At 68.7% G+C, this 17,670-nt stretch carries 14 protein-coding genes and 1 pseudogene; 9 read left to right on the forward strand and 6 right to left on the reverse strand.

The window, feature by feature from the left end; translation table 11 throughout:
• Positions 1 to 2,570, forward strand: a pseudogene (locus D7W82_RS03185) (hypothetical protein); the annotation flags it as partial.
• Between the two features lie 213 nt (positions 2,571 to 2,783).
• On the opposite strand, the gene D7W82_RS39935 reads toward D7W82_RS03185, so the two are convergent.
• The gene (locus D7W82_RS39935) at positions 2,784 to 3,641 is read right to left on the reverse strand and encodes a hypothetical protein (protein WP_147439208.1); all 858 of its coding nucleotides are present in this window, start codon (positions 3,639 to 3,641) and stop codon (positions 2,784 to 2,786) included.
• A gap of 154 nt (positions 3,642 to 3,795) precedes the next feature.
• Here D7W82_RS39935 and D7W82_RS03195 point away from each other — a divergent pair, with 154 nt between their 5' ends.
• Both D7W82_RS03195 and D7W82_RS41260 read left to right on the forward strand, forming a co-directional pair.
• Positions 3,796 to 4,476 carry a hypothetical protein gene (locus tag D7W82_RS03195; RefSeq protein ID WP_233587267.1) on the forward strand — a complete coding sequence of 227 codons (681 nt, stop codon included), beginning with the start codon at positions 3,796 to 3,798 and terminating at the stop codon, positions 4,474 to 4,476.
• Positions 4,469 to 4,756: a hypothetical protein gene (locus D7W82_RS41260; RefSeq protein ID WP_233587268.1), complete on the forward strand. Its 288-nt coding sequence runs from the start codon at positions 4,469 to 4,471 to the stop codon at positions 4,754 to 4,756. The genes D7W82_RS03195 and D7W82_RS41260 overlap by 8 nt, the downstream gene beginning before the upstream one ends.
• Positions 4,757 to 4,760: 4 nt before the next feature.
• Here D7W82_RS41260 and D7W82_RS03200 read toward each other — a convergent pair whose 3' ends face one another.
• Both D7W82_RS03200 and D7W82_RS03205 read right to left on the reverse strand, forming a co-directional pair.
• Positions 4,761 to 5,177: an EamA family transporter gene (locus tag D7W82_RS03200; RefSeq protein WP_120563698.1), complete on the reverse strand. Its 417-nt coding sequence runs from the start codon at positions 5,175 to 5,177 to the stop codon at positions 4,761 to 4,763.
• Between the two features lie 99 nt (positions 5,178 to 5,276).
• Positions 5,277 to 7,271, reverse strand: coding sequence for a S8 family serine peptidase (locus D7W82_RS03205; RefSeq protein WP_120616902.1), 1,995 nt, complete (start codon positions 7,269 to 7,271; stop codon positions 5,277 to 5,279).
• Positions 7,272 to 7,471: 200 nt separating this feature from the next.
• Here D7W82_RS03205 and D7W82_RS03210 point away from each other — a divergent pair, with 200 nt between their 5' ends.
• The 5 genes from D7W82_RS03210 to D7W82_RS03230 are packed head-to-tail and all read left to right on the forward strand — an operon-like array spanning position 7,472 to position 11,356.
• A complete protein-coding gene (locus tag D7W82_RS03210; protein ID WP_147439209.1) occupies positions 7,472 to 7,879 on the forward strand; it encodes a hypothetical protein in 408 nt (135 codons plus the stop codon).
• 13 nt (positions 7,880 to 7,892) lie between these two features.
• Positions 7,893 to 8,147: a DUF6068 family protein gene (locus D7W82_RS03215; RefSeq protein ID WP_120616904.1), complete on the forward strand. Its 255-nt coding sequence runs from the start codon at positions 7,893 to 7,895 to the stop codon at positions 8,145 to 8,147.
• Between the two features lie 41 nt (positions 8,148 to 8,188).
• Entirely contained in the window at positions 8,189 to 8,797 is a 609-nt protein-coding gene (locus D7W82_RS03220) for a TetR/AcrR family transcriptional regulator (protein WP_120616905.1), read from the forward strand.
• Positions 8,794 to 9,639 carry an alpha/beta fold hydrolase gene (locus D7W82_RS03225; RefSeq protein ID WP_120616906.1) on the forward strand — a complete coding sequence of 282 codons (846 nt, stop codon included), beginning with the start codon at positions 8,794 to 8,796 and terminating at the stop codon, positions 9,637 to 9,639. The genes D7W82_RS03220 and D7W82_RS03225 overlap by 4 nt, the downstream gene beginning before the upstream one ends.
• A gap of 37 nt (positions 9,640 to 9,676) precedes the next feature.
• Positions 9,677 to 11,356: a hypothetical protein gene (locus D7W82_RS03230; RefSeq protein WP_199727667.1), complete on the forward strand. Its 1,680-nt coding sequence runs from the start codon at positions 9,677 to 9,679 to the stop codon at positions 11,354 to 11,356.
• Positions 11,357 to 11,380: 24 nt separating this feature from the next.
• On the opposite strand, the gene D7W82_RS03235 is transcribed toward D7W82_RS03230, so the two are convergent.
• Positions 11,381 to 11,902, reverse strand: coding sequence for a hypothetical protein (locus D7W82_RS03235; RefSeq protein WP_120616907.1), 522 nt, complete (start codon positions 11,900 to 11,902; stop codon positions 11,381 to 11,383).
• Between the two features lie 96 nt (positions 11,903 to 11,998).
• Positions 11,999 to 12,769, reverse strand: coding sequence for a trans-aconitate 2-methyltransferase (gene tam, locus D7W82_RS03240; protein ID WP_120616908.1), 771 nt, complete (start codon positions 12,767 to 12,769; stop codon positions 11,999 to 12,001).
• A 108-nt stretch (positions 12,770 to 12,877) separates the two neighbouring features.
• Here tam and D7W82_RS03245 point away from each other — a divergent pair, with 108 nt between their 5' ends.
• Positions 12,878 to 16,552, forward strand: a complete 3,675-nt coding sequence (locus D7W82_RS03245) for a VIT domain-containing protein (protein WP_120616909.1) — start codon at positions 12,878 to 12,880, stop codon at positions 16,550 to 16,552.
• Here the strand turns inward: D7W82_RS03245 and D7W82_RS03250 are convergent.
• The gene (locus tag D7W82_RS03250; protein WP_120616910.1) at positions 16,544 to 17,623 is read right to left on the reverse strand and encodes an alpha/beta fold hydrolase; all 1,080 of its coding nucleotides are present in this window, start codon (positions 17,621 to 17,623) and stop codon (positions 16,544 to 16,546) included. The two genes, D7W82_RS03245 and D7W82_RS03250, sit on opposite strands and share 9 nt — an antisense overlap.
• Between the last annotated feature and the right edge of the window lie 47 nt (positions 17,624 to 17,670).

Below are 17,670 nucleotides of genomic sequence, written 5' to 3' on the forward strand. Positions count from 1 at the left end.
CAGCGGCCAGCCTGGGGGCGACGGGGGGCCTGCGGGTGGAGTTCGACAAGGGCAAGCCGACGCACCTGGTGAAGTCGGTGTCGTTCGAGGGCTCGGGCGCGGCGGGAGCGGCCACGGGGCTCAAGGGCAAGGCGGACCTCAACCTGGGCGGAGAGGTCAGCGGCTCGGTGAGCATCGAGACGAAGACGCCGCTGGATGCGAGCAAGCTGGACGGCAACGACGTGCTGTCGTTCCTGACGGGCTCCAAGAGCGATGCGCTCGTGGGGCCCTCGGAGACGAGCATCACCGTGGAAGGCTCGGTGGATAGGGGCAACCAGGGCCAGTACTTCACGGCGGAGGTGAGCGGGCTGACCGACAAGGAAGTGCAGTCGGTGACGGACAAGTTGAAGGCCGGCAAGTTCGAGAACGCCTTCGACGACCTGAAGAAGGAAGCAAAGGTCACCCAGGGCCGCTTCAAGGACCGTGAGCTGGGCGTGGGGGCGAAGCTGGGCGTGGTGGACTTCGAGCTCAGCGCGCGGCACCGCGACGTGACGGCGGAAGGCGGCGGCGGCGGGAATGGAAGCACCACGGTCAGTCTTGGCGGCGGCAAGCGGCGTGGGGGCAGCGACGGGCCGTCGGGGAGCCATGGCTCGACGGGAGGCCCCAACCGCTCGACGGGCAATGAAGCAACTGGCGGAACGGGACCGTCCACGAAGAAGCCTGGGAACACCTCGACGGGAGGAGATGGACAGCCCGGCTCGAAGGATGGGGAGAAGCCATCCGCGAAGCTCCCTGCGAACACGACGGAGGACCGGGAGTCGCCCACCGTGTATCGGGTGAATCCCGCGACGGGACGGCTCGGGCCCGTGCCGCCTCAGGATGGCGGGCCCTCTCGTGCAGGGAGGTCCGAAAAGCCGGGCGCCCCGGGGCCTGGTGCGGAGAGCCGTCCTCCGCGCACGGAAGAGCAGGGCGAGACGCGTCCCACCGCTGGGCGCCGCCCCGTGCCGGTCGTGAGGAACCCCGAGCTTCCCGGCCGCACCACGCACGTGCGCTACGACGACGGGAAGGTGCGCATCGAGGCCGGGCCGGATGCCACGGACAAGGACATCCAGGCGCACATGGAGACGGCGCGTGTCCTCCAGCGCTACGAGGGGGCCGTGGGGAAGGTGCGCCAGCTCATCGACAAGGTGAAGCAGGTCCTCACGGGGATGCCTGGCTACGGCAGTCAGGGCTTCGAGTCGCGGCTGGAGGTGAAGAAGCTGTCCAGCATCCTTCAGGACCTGGAGGCCACGCAGACGCAGTTCAACCGGGACATCGCAGGGGCGGCCGGAAGTGCAACGCCGCAGACGGCCGCGCAGCGCACGGAACTGGAGCAGCGTATCGCCAGCGTAGAGAGCCAGCTTCGCGAACACGCGGTGCAGGTGGACTCGCTGGCCAAGGGCAACGGCATCGTCGCAGAGCGGGATGACCGAGCGCCGACCACGACTGCCGAGGGCAAGACGCTCCCCCCGAAAGTTCAGCAGGCTGTGGAAACTGCGTGGGGCAATTTGACCAGTCCGGAGGACCGCCAGCGGTTGAGCACATTGCTCGGTAGCGACGGGTTGGCTGCGCTGGACCCAAGTGAGCAGGAGGCCATCTTCCGCATCGTAGGGGGGATGAATCCACAACTGTCACCGCCGATTCGTCGACAATTGTTTGATAATATCGATAAAGGCTATTTGGAATCGAATGAGTTCAATGACGTCAAGGACCAGGCTCAATACTTGAGACTCTTTGTTCCGCGGGCTGGAAAAGCTGTGATGGGCATGCCCACGGGCGACGACAAAGTTCCCACGGAGGTCTCACCCTACGCGGAGCGTCGAAAGAAGGCGCAGGAGGGGCCGGGGGTTCAGAAGACCGAGGTCGACGCCAACCCACCAACAAAGAAGTACATGGTGAGGGTGGGTGAGCAGGAGATTCCGGTGACGATGTGGCCAGCGGACCTTGTTCCTCAAGGACGGAAACTGCCGACCATCAAGCAAGTTGAAAATGCGATTGCTTCGCTGCCTGATTGGGCTCTTAAGGCCCTGGTTTCTGTCCAGGCGGACGTGCACCCGCATTTTCTCGACCGTCGGAACAGTGGTTCGAGTCCAGGGAAAGCTGACCCGACTCATGCGACCTTCATGGCTGCCGGTGCGGATGGAAAACTCACCATCCATCCTGTTTCAGACGTGGACGATCAGAATCGCATTGATGGAGAAATGGTTCACGAAATGGCGCACACGGTTTCCAAACAAGCCTGGTCAAAAAAGACGGACTGGGATCCTTGGAGAAAGGCGATGGGGAGCGACGCCATGAGTCCTTCGCGCTATCCCATCAGGAGGAAGGACAAGGCGATGGAACTCTCAATAGAGGACGGGCGAAAGCGTGCACTCGATGACGCGATGCAGGAGGACTTCAGCGAGGCCGTCAAGCTCTACGACCAAGCCATCAATAATCCCGATCCGCGCGTGGAGCAGGAGTTGCGCGCCCTGATGCCGATGCGGTTCGCGCTGCTTGAAGAATTCTTCAGAGAGCAGCCGTGGGTGAGCATGCAGACTGGCAAGAAGTGAAGCAGGCGCTGTCGCATCCCGAGGCGTGGGCTCACTTCCTCGTCTCCGCGACCTCCTCCCAAAGGCTTATACACTCCAGCGCCACGCCCAGCGGTGCTCGTCGTTCCGCAGTCCGGAGGAACACTGCGCGAGTTGGTGCGGTTCGTGTTCTCAATGTCTGTGCTCAGTGCGGTGTTTTTTGCGTGTGGTTCGTCCGCTGGTGTGGGATTCTGTCTATTGTCGCAGCCAGATGATAATGACCGTGCCAGCCATGGGGGGAGGCGCATCTGCGCAAAGAGCAATACGGCCAGAGCTGGAATCGTGAAGAAGTCCCTCCTGGGTGAGTTGATACGCCGGGAGCCGTTGCTCTTGTTGGAACGCCTCCAGCTTCCTTCTTGCATCGCGCATTAGAGATTGGGCTTTCCTGGCGGTCACGGCGTCCTCGAGGCGCATGGGGCGCCCTGAATGGCGGTCATACGTCACACAGGAAAGGCTGTTGTTGGCATGTGCGCCACCTGAATATTCTGAGTGGCCTGTGTATGCGGAGACGAAGCTTTCGCTTGCGTGAGCAATTTTGACCACTCGCTCCAGGCTGCCCTCTTCCTTCAGGATGTTCTTTTCATTCCGGGTGGGAGCCAGGGAGATCAGTTCGCGTCCGCTGCGGAGATCCTTCAGCCCGTCCAGGCAGGCGAGTCCCTCGCAGTGGCTCACGACCGCGACATTGTCTGTTTGCTCCCGCACCCCATCAGCAGGTTGCGAGCGCTGACGCACCATGGCTGTGCTGGGGAAGCGACTGCGGGGCGTGGGAGCGACCTCCTCGAGACTCACGAGGCCCACGTCGGCAGGAGGTGCGGGTACGCCTGCATCTGGTGGGAGCGGAGAGGGCTCCGGCACGACTTCCATCTCCGGGCTTGGGTTCTCCACCGTTATCGGGAGGCCCGCATCCATGCCTGCGTCAATTGACGGGGAGCCTGTGCCTTGAGCCGTCACGGATGGGCCGTGATTGCATCCCATGGTCCATGCAGCCATCCCCACGACGACAGCACGGAGCATATGTTGCTTGATTCGGGGAGGATTGAGCGTCGCAGTCATGAGTCACTCCAGTATGGGCAAGACCACAGCCGCGGCGGAAGTCCACTGTGCAGCGCGATGCACAAGTACGCGGCCTCATGCATACCGGGACGGCCGTCCTTCCCGCCGGGGTGGGTGCATGCGCTGGCACATGCGTTGCTCCAGACAGTTGGACATGGTCGATCTCATCGTGCTGTTCGTGTGCTTCATCGTCCTCTCAGGGCCCGTGTTTCTCGTGGCGGGAAGCGTCGACATGTCGAAGGGCTCCGGAACCCGTGGAGGCATCCTGGCGGTCCTGGGCGCCTCGACGATGGGGCTCGTGTACTGGGCCTACAGTGCAATCAGTTACATGAATTTCTCGAAGGGGCGCGTGCTGCGTCTCAAGGGGCGCGCTCGCGTGGCCCGCAGGGCCCTGGGCGGCGGCTGGGCGGACGACGCCACTCCAGGGCTGGAGGGGCTCACGCCCTGGCAGCGAACCGTGCTGGGGGAGGCTTGGCTGTACTCCGCGGGCATGGAGCACGCGTCGGTTCCAGCCTTCGCGAAGCTGTCGCTCAAGCTCTCCGCCCTGGGGGCGCCCTTGGAGCTGCTGGAGGCGTGTCACCTGGCGGCCCTGGACGAGGTCCGTCATGCCCGGCGGTGTTTCGCGCTCGCCCGGGCCTACTCGGGGCTGCCCTGGAGCGCGGGAATGATTCCGGAGCTGAGCCAGGACCGTCCCCAGCGTCCCAGTCCAGCCGAAGGGAACGACTGGTCGCGCTTGGTGCGCGGGTCGTTGCTGGATGGATGTCTGGGGGAAGGGCTTGCCGCCAGCGTCGCCGCTGAGGCGTCAAGGGGGGGCCAGCGACCCGGTCGTGCGTGAGATCCTGGCGGTCATCGCCGACGATGAGCGACGGCACGCGGAGCTGGCCTGGGACGTCATTGCCTTCGCCCTGGAGCGAGGCGGCGGCACGGCGAAGCAGGCGCTGCGTCAGGCATTGGAAGCGCTGGAGACACAACGCACGCCTTCACTCCCCAGCATCCCGGGAGTCGACGAGGCCTTCCTGGCGCGCAACGGTGTGTTGCCCCAGGCGGAGCTGGGACGGCTGATGGAGGAATGCATCCAGCGAACGCGGGCGCGGTCAGCACTGCTCCCCAGCTGAGGTATCAGCCCAGCGTCAGCAGCGCGCCGCAGACCATCATCCCCACGCCCACGACGAGCTTCCATGACATGGGCTCTCCCAGCAGGCCCCACGCCAGGACGAGCGTGAGGGCCAGGCTGAGCTTGTCGATGGGCGCCACCCGCGAGGCGGGAGCGAGCTGGAGCGCTCGGAAGTAGGCCAGCCACGACAGGCCCGTGGCCACGCCGGAGAGCGCGAGGAAGAGGAGCGTGCGGCGGCTGAGGGAGGGAAGGGCGGCGCCCTCTCCACGGGCCAGCGCGAGCGTCCAGGCGAAGACGAGCACCACCACGGTGCGCAGGGCGGTGGCGAGCGTGGACGGCACTCCCTCCACTCCCACCTTTCCCAGAATGGCGGTCAGCGCGGCGAAACCCGCGGCGGCCAGGGCGTAGATCCACCACGTCATGTGTGTGACTCCAGGGGCAGCGGCATGGACACCGAAAGCAGAAGCCCAGCAACCCGGTGGGGTTGCTGGGCCTCTGTACATCCACTTCCTGGCGGAGGACTACCGGACGACGGTCAGCGCCGTGTCATCGATGAAGAAGCTCGTCGCCAGCGACGAGTCCTCCGTGCCGTTGAAGTAGATGCGGACGGTCTGGCCCTTGTACGCGGCCAGGTTGAACGTCCGCTGGACGTAGGCCGTGCCCTTGTCCAGGTTGCTGTACGTGGCCAGCGTGGCCAGCACCGTGCCCGCGCTGTTGCGGACCTGGACGGCCAGCTTGTCGTAGGCCGTCGTGGTCGTCGTCTCGGACGAGGTGATGCGCGCCCAGAAGGTGAACGTGGCGCTGCACGCCGAGGCGGGGATGGTGACGTCCTGGTAGGCGAACTCGGTGCGCGTGGTGCCGTAGCCGTTCATGTAGGCCTTGTACGTGCCCGTGCGCGGCGCGCTGCCGGACGTGGTGCCGTCGATGACGCCGGACGACGTGGTCCAGCCCGTGTTGCCGCTCTCGAAGCCCTCGTTGACGAAGAGCTGCTCGGTGATGGAGCAGCTGCCCGTGCCGTTGTTCACCGTCACCGACACCGTGGAGGACGTGCCCACGTTGTTCGCCGCGTCATACGCCTTCGTGGTCAGCGCGTAGGTGCCGTTGGCCACCGTCGCCGTGTTCCAGGAGAGGCTGTACGGCGAGGCCGTCGCCGTGCCCAGCAGCGTGGTGCCCGCGTAGAACTCCACGCGCGACACGCCCACGTTGTCGGTGGCGCTGGCGCTCAGGCTCGCGGTGCCGCTCAGCGTGGCGCCGCCCGCGGGCGAGGTGATGGACGTCGTGGGCGGGGTGGTGTCGCTGCCGCCGCCGCCGGTGATGAAGAGCGTGTACAGCAGCTTGTTGGGAGAGCCGGTCCCCGGGCTGGTGACCTTGTTCGGCGTGGCGTTGTTCACCAGCGCGTCGCGCACCTGCGCGGGTGTCGCGGTGGGGTTGGCGCTCAGGTAGAGCGCCGCGGCGCCGGCCACGTGCGGCGACGCCATGGACGTGCCGCTCATGGACGTGCTGGACGAGTTGCCGGAGTTCGACGCGGAGGTGATGCTCGAGCCCGGCGCGAAGATGTCCACGCACGTCCCGTAGTTGGAGAACGACGAGCGGCCGTCGCTGCTGGTGGTGGAGCCCACGGTGATGGCGTTGGGCGTGCGGGCCGGCGAGTAGTTGCAGGCGTTGGCGCTGTCATTGCCGGCGGCGACCACCGTGGTGACGCCCGCGGCGATCAGCCGCTCCGTCGCATCGTCGATGGCCTGGATGCCCACATCGCCCAGGCTCATGTTGGCGACCGCGGGCTTGACGTGGTTGGCCGCCACCCAGTCGATACCGCCAATGACCTGCGCGTCGTTGCCGTAGCCCGTGCAGTCCAGCACGCGCACGCCGTGGAGGGTGACCTTCTTCGCCACGCCCCAGGTCGTGCCGCCCACCGTGCCGGACACGTGCGTGCCGTGGCCATGGCAGTCAGACGGGTCGCTGTCGTTGTCGATGAAGTCGTAGCCGTTGCCGATGCGGCCGGTGAACTCGGTGTGGGTCTGCCGGATGCCGGTGTCGATGACGTACGCGTGCACGCCGGTGCCGTCGACGTTGTACGTGTAGGAGCTGTTGCGCGGCAGGTCCCGCTGGTCGATGCGGTCAATGCCCCAGGTCGCGTTGGTCTGCGTCGCGGACACGTGGATGAGGCCGTTCTCCTGCACGTACGCCACGCGCGGGTCGGACAGGAGGCGGCGGGCCTCGGCCTCGCTCATGTTCGCCAGGAAGCCGTGGATGGAGTGCTCGTAGGTCCGCAGCACCCGGCCGCTGGTGGCGGACACCAGCTCCCGGGCGATGTTCGCCGCGCCCAGCTGCCGGACCTCCTGCGTCGAGTCGCGCAGGACGACGATGTACTCGTTGGGGATGGCCCGCTCGCGGCGGATCATCTGCGCCGTCTGACCGATCTGCTCGCTGTCGGACTCCGGGCCCTCCGGCATCGGGCCGCACGCCGCGGCCAGAAGGGAGATGGCGCTCACCGCCTGGGTCAGTTTCAGTTTCATTCGGCCTCTCAGGGAACGTGCGGGCACCGGGTCGGAAGCCCTCGCACAAGCCGCGAAATTAGCTATTCTTGAATAACGGGTCAATGCGGCTTCCGGCGCCGTGGCCCCGTGTGTGTGCCAGGCATCGTCTGGGGCCGCGCGAGGCGGCGCGAGCTGCCACACTGCGCTGCACATCGGTGCGCCCACGGGGAGGCATGGCCATGGATGACGACGTGTTTCTCGAACGATTCTCACGAGGGGAGCTGAGCGGGTTCGCCCATCTCGACCATGTGCGGGTGGTCTACCTCTACACGCTCAGGGCGGGGCGTGATGCGGCCGTCGAGCTCACCCGCGCGGGCCTGCGGGCGCTGACGGGCCGGCTCGGAGTGCCGGAGAAGTATCACGAGACCATGACGGTCGCGTGGGTCCAGCTCGTCAGTGCGCGGGCTGCGGCCGAACCGGGCAGGGACTTCAGCGCGTTCGTAGAAGACAACCCACGCTTCCAGCGCAAGGACCTCCTCGAGGACTATTACTCCCGCGAGGTCCTCTTCGGCGCCGAGGCGCGGGGCCGGTTCGTCGAGCCGGACCTGCGACCGCTCCTGGGAGAGCGGCTACCTGCCGGCCTCTGAATGGAAGGGCCCCGTGGAGCCGCACACCGTCCCCACCATCGTCTGCGAACAGCGCTGGGGAAAGGAGGGCGACCCCGGGGCCAGCGTCAGTGAATTCCGATACGCCGCGGAGCCCTGGGGCCCCGAGCTCGACGGCCTCTCCAGCGCGCACCGGTTTGGCGAGCTGTTGCACGGGATGTACCGCCTCCAGCCCCAGGGCCCACCCAAGCCAGAGCGGGTCATCCGACTGGAGGACTGGGGCGTCTGGTGGCGCGACGGCGGGTACTGAGCTCCTTGCATTGAGCGAGCGTTCATTCAAAGATTGGGGGCATGCCTCGTACGGCTGACGCCAATGCAGTCCTCCGGGAGAAGACGCGGGAGCGCGTGCTCCAGGCCGCGGTGCGGCTCTTCTCCCGGCACGGCTTTGATGGGACCTCTGTCCGCGCGCTCGCGCAGGAGGCGGACATCGCCGTGGGGCTGCTCTATTCGCACTTCGAATCGAAGGAGGCGGTGCTTTCGGCGCTGATGCAGTCGTCGATGCTGGACGTCGCGCGGACGCTGGAGGCCGCGGACCTCGAGCCCACCGCGCGGGGCTTCGTCACGGTCCTGCTCACGTCCGCCGTGGAGATGATGGACGCGCACCGGGACCTCTGGCGGCTGAGCCAGGGCCTGCGTCACCAACCGGAGGTGCTGGCGCGGCTGAAGCTGCCGTTTGAGCACTTCCTGGGGGCCACGCACCAGCGGCTGAAAGCGGCGCTGGCGGCGCGCGGGGTGCCGGAGGCCGACATCGAAGCGCGGGTGCTCTTCGCCCTGGTGGAGGGCATCTCCCAGCAGTACGTGCAGCACGAAGGCGGCTACCCCGCCGCCGCGGTGATCCGCGCCGCGGCCCGAAGGTGGCCCGCGACTCCCTCACGCAAGCGAAAGGCAGACACCCCATGAAGCGGCTGAAGGTTCCGGGCGGTGAGATGGCGTGGCATGAGGAAGGGCAGGGCACGCCGGTGGTGCTGGTGCATGGGACGCCTTCGTCGTCGCGCGAGTGGCGGGACGTGGCCCGGCGGCTCTCGCCGTCCTACCGCGTGCTCGCGCCAGAGCACCTGGGCTTCGGTGACAGCGAAAGGCCCGGGGACTGGCGCACCTATTCGCTGCCCTGGCACGTGGAGAACCTGCGCGCCTGGTTCGACCAGATGGCGCTGGGGCCGTTCCACCTGGTGGTGCATGATTTCGGCGGGCCCATCGCGCTGCCGCTCGCCATCGCGGCGCCGGAGCGGGTGCTGAGCCTCACCGTGGTGCAGAGCTGGCTGTGGGACCTGAAGGGCCCCAACGTCGACAACGCGCTGATGCGGTGGCTGTATTTGTCCTGGAACTTCTCCGCGCGGACGCTGGTGAAGATGTCCTGGGGGCGCCGCACGAAGCTGACGCGGGAGCTGCACCAGTCCTTCCTGTCGCGGTTCCCGGACCGGGCGTCGCGGATGGGGACCTGGGGCTTCGCGCGCTCCATCTCCCACGAAGGCCCGTGGATGGACGAACAGGGGCAGGGCCTGGGCCGGCTCGCGGACGTTCCATCGCTGGTCGTCTGGGGGAGGGCGGACAAGCTCGTGAAGCCCGAGCACCTGTCACGGTGGAAGCAGGTGCTGCCCCGGGCGCGAGTGCTGGAGCTGGAGGACGTGGGCCACTTCCCGCAACTGGAAGCGCCTGACGCGGTGGGTGCCGCGCTGCTGGAGCAACTGGCCCGTGTGGGTCAGCCCCGCTCCATTGACGCCGTGTCGCCAGCGCCCGTTTGATCCTCGGCGCCCGCTGCTGCCCCCCAGGAGTCACCCCGTGCCTCATCCCAATGCCGAGACGGCGCTGGACATGCTGGAGTACTGCCGCTTCGCCTACAAGGCGTACGCCCAGGGCTGTGTCTATCCGATGGATCCGTTCTACGAATCCCACGGAGCCGGGATGTGGCAGGGCGCGAGGGATCGCGTCCTGGCCCAGGTGCATAAGCTGCTCGGCAGCGAATCGGACATCCACAAGTTCGACCCCATCGAATACGACCTGAGGACGCCGCCGAACCCCCGGAGCGGGGTCGTGTACCGGGGCGGCACGGGCGCCGCTCCGTACATCCTGTTCCAGCCTCGGGAGCTGGACCGCTCCATCTCCTTCTCGAAGGGCGTGGACCTGGAGGGGGAGGACATCCCCATCAAGGTCCAGGAGCTCTTCGGGGAGCGGACGCTGCTGGGCCTGGAGCACTCCGAGGCGAGCGGCTCGAAGCGGTGCTGCTACTTCCAGGGCAAGACGGGGATGACGCAGACGCACCCCACGGCGGGCTGGCCCAGCTGGATGGGCGCCGCCATCTACGACCCCGACCTCGAGCGGCTGACGGTGGTCTTTCGCGGCAGCCGGAGCGGAAGCGGCGGGCGCGCGCTGGGGCAGGCGCTGGTCAACAGCGCGGGCAGCCCGGACTGGGTCACCGACATGAACCACCTGAAGGAGGTGGCGGTCGGCCGGTTCAGCAACGCGAAGCTCTCCGCCGGCTTCTGGTACGCCTACGCGAGCTGCCAGGAGTCCCTGGCGGCGGCCTGCCTGGAGGCGATGCACGGCCGCGTTCCTCGGGAGATCGTCTTCACCGGCCACAGCCTGGGCGGCGCGCTCGCGCAGTGCGCCTACCTGGACCTGGCGGGTGGTGAGCTCCTGGCGAAGGTCTACGCGAAGATCAAGAGCCGGGTGAGCGTCTACTGCTACGCCATCTCCGCGCCGCCCGTGGTGCTGGGAGAGAAGTCGAAGGAGAAGCTGGAGCTGCACATCGGCGGGCCCGCGCAGGTGTTCCACTACTTCTCGCCGTACGACGCCGTGCACAACAGCAAGAAGGTGAAGACCTCCGGGGTGACGGCCGTGAACTCGGTGGTGGGCGTGTTCACGCATCCGCTCACGTCACCGTGCCATCTGGGGCAGGAGATTCCCCTGAAGGATTGCACGCTTGCCTTCCCGGACGCGCATGAGCCCGAGGAGGTGCGCAAGGGGCTCGTCGGGCTCATCCGGAAGGAGAGCCGGATGGGCCTGCCCGCGGATCCGGGCTTCTGGCCCACGTTCGACTTCAATCCCACCGGGGCCTGGGGGGCTTCGGTGCGGCCGGGTGGGGATTGGGCCGCGGAGGCGCTCGCGGCGCACCTGAAGATCGCGCTCATCACCAGTGTCTCGGAGGAGCGGGCGCGGGTGCGCGCGCAGCTCTGGGCGGACGTGGTCAAGGGCAGTGGGAAGAAGAAGGCCGACTACGAGGTCTTGGACGACACGGATGGGGCCTCGTTCGATGCCTTCGCGGATGCGTGTGGCCTGGTGTCGGAGCTGAGCAATCCCTTCACGGACAACCGCTCACGCAACAAGACGCAGCTGCGGGCCCTGCGCAACGAGATGATCAAATCCTACCAGGGGGCCTCGGGCCACAAGGCCTCCTCCAGTGTCTACTTCGTCATGCTCCAGTACCTGACCGCCGCGCAGTACGGGCTGGACATCGTCTGAGTCGGGGTCCCAGGGGCGGAGGCATCACTTCCGGTTCGCGCAGAAGGGGGCGTCGAAGGTTCCCGACAAACCGGTCGTCATTCCGTCGGATTTTTCCTGGACCTGGACATCGAAGCTTCCAACGAGCCGGTCCGTCGTCGCGGTCGTCAGGTGGATGCTCCCGCTGGTGGCCACCGCGAGTGTCTCCGTTCCTCCGTCCGTGAGACTCCGCTGGACCTGGACGAACCCGGGGCCGGTGGCGGTGCCGACCTCGAAGGTCCCTGCCGCAGGGGGGCCGATGACCCAGACCGTCACGAAGCGGGACGGCGGGAGGACATAGCCGGCGTCCGCGGGGGTCGTGCAGAGCCCGGAGAAGTCGCTGTCGGCCAGCACGGCAATCGAGAAAGAGGTCCCGCCGTCGGGGCTGCGCGGCAGGAGTTCGCCGGACCAGGTCACCGGGAAGGCCGTGTCGCCCTGCAAGGACCCCACGCCCTCCGTCTGCTCCGACTTGGAGCCGCAGGCAGGAAGGATGAGCAATCCGATGACGGGAAGGAGGTTCAAGCGCATGGGCGTCCTCGATGAGCGGGCGGGGCGTGCTGGGGACTCTATGTGAGCAGTGGGAATCCCATCCGGCCATTGTACCGGGGACAGGGGCACACGCTCCTAGCGCGTCGCGACGATGAACAGCCGGGGGAAGGGCAACAGGACCGTCCCGTCGGGAAGCGCCGGGTACGCCTGGGCAATCCCTTCCTGGTAGCGGCCGAGGAAGTCTGTCTTCTCCCCCGCGTCGAGCGGTTCGAGGAAGGGCCGGAGTCCTGAACCCTTGAACCACTCCACCACCGCGCTGGCGCCTCCGGTCAGCGGGTGGAAGTAGGTCGTGCGCCAGACGTCCACCGTGGCTCCGGCGTCGCGCAGCGTGCGGAAGTACCAGTTGGCGTCATGGCGCTCGGTCCGGGCGCTCGCGGCTCCCTTCAGTTTGTCCGCCCAGGGACCCGCGCTGGCGGTCTCCCGCATCAGCCGGTGGGACGGCTCCTCCAGGTTGTCCGGCAGCTGCACCGCGAGGCTCCCACCCGGCGCCAGCTTGTGGAGGAGCGCGGGCATCAAAATGGCGTGGTCCGGCACCCACTGCAGCACCGCGTTCGCCAGGAGGGCGTCGTAGGGGCCCGGGTCGCTCCAGGTCGCGATGTCTCCCAGGTCGAACCGCACGTCCGGCAGGCGCTTGCGCGCCGCGGCGAGCATGTCCGGCGAGCTGTCCATTCCGGTGACGGCGGCCTTGGGGAAGCGGGCGCGCAGCAGCTCCGTGGAGTTGCCGGGGCCGCAGCCGATGTCCGCCGCGCGCTTCACGTCGGCCGTGGGAACCCGCGCGAGCAGGTCCCGGATGGGGCGGTTCCGTTCGTCCTCGAAGCGCGTGTACTGCGCCGCTGACCAGTCCATGGGCGTCCCCTCTTTTCTTGGGAACCTACCGCGTCATGGCGGTGTCATGGATGGTCCATGTCTTGGCGGGCATGCGCCTGCCATTCGCGGATGGGTTAGCGTTCAATCATGCGCCTTTATCGTGCTTCCGCTGTCGTGTTGCTGATGGGGTTCCTCGCCTCGGGATGCAAACGGGACGCGGACGTTCCTCCACCCAAGGCCGCCGCCCCGAGTGAAACACCCGCGCCCTTCATCCAGGCGGGACTGACGGCCCCCGCCACCGTCGCGGGACAACCGGACACGGGCGAGGTGGACCTCGCGGCGCTGCGCGACTCCGTGGCGGATCCGAAGGTGCTCTCCGAGGAGGAGGTCGCGGCGCTCTCGCGAGCCGCCGCCCGTCCACCGGAGGACCTTGCGCGCGTGGCCGCACCCGCTCCGTCACGCTCGCGCGCCCTTGAGGCCCCGGGGCTGGGGGAGGCGGAGCTGTTGGACGCCACGATGGGTGAGCAGATGGAGCGCCGCCAGAGGGATGCTCGCGCGGACCGTGCACGGCTCGCGGCCATGCCCGCCGCGCGGGCCCCCGCTGAGCCGGAAGCGGATGGAGTCGAGGGCGGTGTGGCCGGCGGTGTCGTCGGAGGCGTTGTTGGAAACATGTTCGGAGCGTCGCCCCCCTCGGGCGCGCCACCTCCTTCGGAGCAGCGCCGCCGTGAGATCATCCAGATCATCAAGGGCAGCGGTGGCGGTGGCGGTGGCAGCGCCGCTGGCGGCTTCGGCTCCGGTTCTGGGGCGACGCCCGCGAAGAAGCAGGCCGCCAAGGCGGATGAGGCCCCGAAGCCCGTGCTGCCTCGCGTAGAGGCCGCTCCTCGCGCCGCCAAGGTGCTGGTCATGGGCGATGACGGCCGCTACCAGCCCCTCAAGGCCCGAGCCGTGCGCGTCGTCACGTACATCCAGGGCGCCCGCGCGCGGACCGTGGTTGATCACCTCTTCGAGAACGACTCCGGCCGCAGCCTCGAAGGCACGTTCTATTACCCGCTCCCCGGCGGCGCGACGGTGGCGGGCTTCGCGCTGTACTCGGGGGCGGTGGCGGTGGACACGCCCTCGCTGTTCCAGTCGCCGGACCTGCTGCCTCCCCTGGGGGATGACTCGGAGGAGCTGGAGCGGCTCGCGGCCTCCGCGCCGCCCTCGCCCCGTGGCGCGAAGCGCTCCTGGGGCGACATCCAGGAGGCCCGCGTCGTGGAGCAGAAGCGCGCGCGGGAGGTGTACGAAGACGTCGTGCGCCGCAACGTGGACCCCGCGCTGCTCGAATGGTCGGGCGCGTCCACCTTCAGCGCCCGCGTCTTTCCCCTGCCGCCGAAGTCCCTCAAGCGCGTCGTCATCGCGTATGAGCAGACGCTCCTCTTCGACGGAACCCACCTGCGCTACACGTGGCCGCTGCCTCCGGGCGCGGGCAAGGAGCTGCGCGTCTCCGCCCGCGTGCACGTGGATCCCCACCAGGTCTCGCAAATCCTCGTGGAGCCGGAGGGGGTGGTCACGAAGCGCAGCAAGCTGGACCCCTGGTGGGTCCACGACCTTCCCACGCTCACCGGGGACGGCGCGCTGAGCGTGGCCCTGGCGCCTCGGGAGAAGGACGCGGACGTGCTGGTGGGCTCGGACGACGCGGGACTTCCGGGCCGCGCCTTCCATGCGCGGGTGCGGCTGCCGGAGCAGCTCACCTCGGGTGCGGAGGGGCCTCCCACGGGCCGCGCGGTGCTGGTGGTGGACACCTCGCTGTCCGCCGAGGACGGCAACGCCTGGGCCATCCAGGCGGCCACGCTGCGCGCCCTCCTGGAGAAGGACGCGACGTTGAAGGAGTACGCGGTGCTCCTCTTCGACGTGCGTCCGCGCTGGCTGCACGGACCGGGCTTCCGGCCGAACGACGCGGCGAACCGCCAGGCCAGCTTCGCGGAGCTGGAGCGCGTCTTCCTGGAGGGCGCGTCACACGTGGACGGCGCGTTGGACGAGCTGGACCGGGCCGGGCGTGAGTGGCTCAAGCCCGCCGCCGCCGGGGAGCGGGTGACGGCCTTCCTGCTCTCCGACGGCAACATCACGTGGGGGCAGAGCCGCGTGGACGCGCTCCTCTCCCGGCACCCGTGCGTGGAGTCCCTGCGCTGGGTGACGTACCGCTTCGGCGAGGCGGCGGTGAACACGGAGCTCTTCGATGCGCTGTCCCGCTCCAGCGGCGGGCGTGTCGTGAACGTCCTGTCCGCGGCGGAGGTGGATGCCGCGGCGAAGGCGCACCGCGCGGCGTCCGTGGTGCTGTCCCGCGTGTCGGTGGTGGGCGCGGACGTGAAGGACCTGGTGGTGGCGGGCCGGCCCCGGCTCGTCTTCCCCGGGCAGGAGCTGCAGGTGGCGGGGCGGCTGCCGGGCAAGGGCGAAGCGGCGCTGGAGGTGGTGACCCAGGCGGGCACCGGGCCCGAGCGCACGCTGCGCATCCCCCTGCCGGTGGACGCGAACAGCGCGTTCGCGCCCCGGGCGTGGGCGGAGCTCTTCGTGTCCCAGCTGGTGTCGCTGGATGACGAGCGATTGGACCGGATGGTGGTGGCGCTCAGCCAGCACTACCGGCTGGCCAACGCCCGCGCGTCCATGCTCGTGCTGGAGTCCGAGGGCGACTACACGCGCTACGCCGTCCGCGACGAGCAGGTGGACCTGGCGAACCTGGAGTCGCTGCGGCGCCGGGAGGAGGACCAGCGCCGCGACAAGCTCCTGGGCATCGCGCTGGACGACGTGCCCGCCGAAGGCCGCGCGGTGGTGGCCCGGCTCGCCGAGCAGAAGGGCCTGCCCGCGCTCCTGCGACGCCAGCCGCTGAAGGACGCGCCCTACGCGGGCGGTGACGAGCGGCTCCAGGCCGAGCTGGCCTATCGCAAGGCGCGGCGGGCGAACCGGGACGACGTGATGATCTACGAGGCCGTGGCGCGCCGCCGTGCCTTCTCCGGGGACACCTGGGGCGCGGTGCGTGCGCTGTCGTCGCCCGTGGAGCTGCGGCCCCGCGACGCGGAGGCGCTGCGGCTGGTGGGGTACGGCCTGCTGGCGCTGGGGCAGTACCCGGCGGCGGCGGAGCTCTTCGAGCACGTGCGCCTCAGCCGTCCCTTCGAGGCGCAGGCCTTCCTGGAGGAGGCGCTCGCGCTGGACGCGGCCGGGCGCTATTCGGAGGCCGCCCGGAACTACGAGATCGTCCTGGCGCGTCCCTGGAAGCGTCATGGCGACGAGCTACGGACGGTGGCGGGCTTCCACTACGCCCGGATGCTGGCAGGGCTGGAGCGGCAGCCCCGGCTCGCGGAGGTGGCCTCCGTGCTCAAGGCGCGCCGCGCCGTGCTGAGGGGGCCCGGTGGAGCGGGGATGTTCGCGGAGGCCCGGCCCATCGACTATCAGCTCACCACGCACTGGAACTCGGACAGCACGGACATCGACCTGTGGGTCATCGAGCCGGACGGGGAGAAGTGCTTCTACCAGCACAAGCAGACGTCGCTGGGCGGGCAGCTGTACTGGGACATCACGGACGGCCTGGGGCCGGAGCTGTACCACGCGCGCAAGGCGGCGCCGGGGCCGTACCACGTGCTGGTGCACTACTACGGCAACCGCTCGTCGCGGTACGTGGTGCCCACCGCGCTGCTGCTCGTGAGCGACCGGAACGTCTTCACGGCCGACGACATGGCCCAGCGGCGCTTCCAGGTGCGCATCCTGCCCAACACGAACGCGCGCCTGTTGTTGCGGCGCGAGGAGCTGGTGGCGTCGAAGGACCGCGTGGCGGCGCAGCCCTCACCGTGAGGGCTGTGCGCGCGGGGCCTTCTCCTGATTGAGCAGCCAGGTGGCGATGGCTCGCTCACAGGCCTCGTGGTGGTCCAGGAATGCGAAGTGCCCGCTGTCCACCTCGAACCAGGTCGCGCGCCTCCCCAGGCGCGTGGCCACGTCCCTCGCGATGCGCGCGGGCATCATCGTGTCACGGGTGCCCTGCACGAGCAGGACGGGCACCCGTGGCGCTGGCGCCCGCGCTTCGGCGCCGGAGATCAACACCAGCCCTCGCAGCTCGATGCCAGCAGGCACGGCCCGGCCACCGAGCACGTGCGCGCCCACCGCGCCGTTGGACAGTCCGGCCAGGTACACGCGGCGGATGCCCTGGCTCCGGAGCCAGAGCAGGGTGCGTTCGAGCGTCTTCGCTCCGTCCGCGCTCCACCAGTCTCCCCGGGGACCCACGGACGGGCAGACGGTCCTCGCGGAGATGGCCCGGGCGGCGCGGGCCAGCTGCCAGCAATACACGGTGAAGTTGCCGGCAAAGCCATGGATCATCACCACGGCCGTGTCGAGGCTCGGCTTCCCGGGCGTGATGACCACCGTGTCGAAAGCCTCCGGTGACTGGAGCCCCAGCCACGTGGAGATGGCGGGCGTCGCCACCAGCCCCTCCTCCTGGGCGAGCCGGTCGAACGCGGACTCCAGCGCGGGAATGAACTCCGCCGCGTCCGAGGCGGGAATCCTCCGCGTACGCCAGAGGACGTGGGCCGCGAGGAGCGTGCCGTCGCGTTCGTCCACCAGCCGGTTCAGGTAGCGCGTTCCCGGCGCTGGCAGCCGCCCGGTGCGCACCCGCGGGCCATCCGCCCCTGCGAGCCGGACCGTCGCGACCGCGACGAGGAGCCCCAATCCCGCGCGTGTCAGGCCGCCCCGTCTTCGCCAGGGCCTGGTGAGGAGCCCCAGCGAAAGCACCACGCCCCCCACCGCATAGGCCCAGCCCGACGCCGACGCGCCAATACAGGCCGCCAACACGAAGAGCGCGACGGCGAGAGGGCCCACGAAGAGCCCGAGGACGAAAGCCGCCCACGCGCGCGGATGCCTCGATGCGTTCATGCCACGAGCATCGCGGGGGCCTCCGTCTGGGAGCGATTCCCGCGCCC

This window comes from Corallococcus sp. CA049B, assembly GCF_003611685.1.
Lineage (GTDB): Bacteria > Myxococcota > Myxococcia > Myxococcales > Myxococcaceae > Corallococcus > Corallococcus coralloides.

Coding starts and splice junctions, on each gene's coding strand:
- D7W82_RS39935 (WP_147439208.1), bottom strand. CDS start 3,641: ATGACTGCGACGCTCAATCCTCCCCGAATCAAGCAACATATGCTCCGT.
- D7W82_RS03195 (WP_233587267.1), top strand. CDS start 3,796: ATGGTCGATCTCATCGTGCTGTTCGTGTGCTTCATCGTCCTCTCAGGG.
- D7W82_RS03200 (WP_120563698.1), bottom strand. CDS start 5,177: ATGACGTGGTGGATCTACGCCCTGGCCGCCGCGGGTTTCGCCGCGCTG.
- D7W82_RS03205 (WP_120616902.1), bottom strand. CDS start 7,271: ATGAAACTGAAACTGACCCAGGCGGTGAGCGCCATCTCCCTTCTGGCC.
- D7W82_RS03210 (WP_147439209.1), top strand. CDS start 7,472: ATGGATGACGACGTGTTTCTCGAACGATTCTCACGAGGGGAGCTGAGC.
- D7W82_RS03220 (WP_120616905.1), top strand. CDS start 8,189: ATGCCTCGTACGGCTGACGCCAATGCAGTCCTCCGGGAGAAGACGCGG.
- D7W82_RS03225 (WP_120616906.1), top strand. CDS start 8,794: ATGAAGCGGCTGAAGGTTCCGGGCGGTGAGATGGCGTGGCATGAGGAA.
- D7W82_RS03235 (WP_120616907.1), bottom strand. CDS start 11,902: ATGCGCTTGAACCTCCTTCCCGTCATCGGATTGCTCATCCTTCCTGCC.
- tam (WP_120616908.1), bottom strand. CDS start 12,769: ATGGACTGGTCAGCGGCGCAGTACACGCGCTTCGAGGACGAACGGAAC.
- D7W82_RS03245 (WP_120616909.1), top strand. CDS start 12,878: ATGCGCCTTTATCGTGCTTCCGCTGTCGTGTTGCTGATGGGGTTCCTC.
- D7W82_RS03250 (WP_120616910.1), bottom strand. CDS start 17,623: ATGAACGCATCGAGGCATCCGCGCGCGTGGGCGGCTTTCGTCCTCGGG.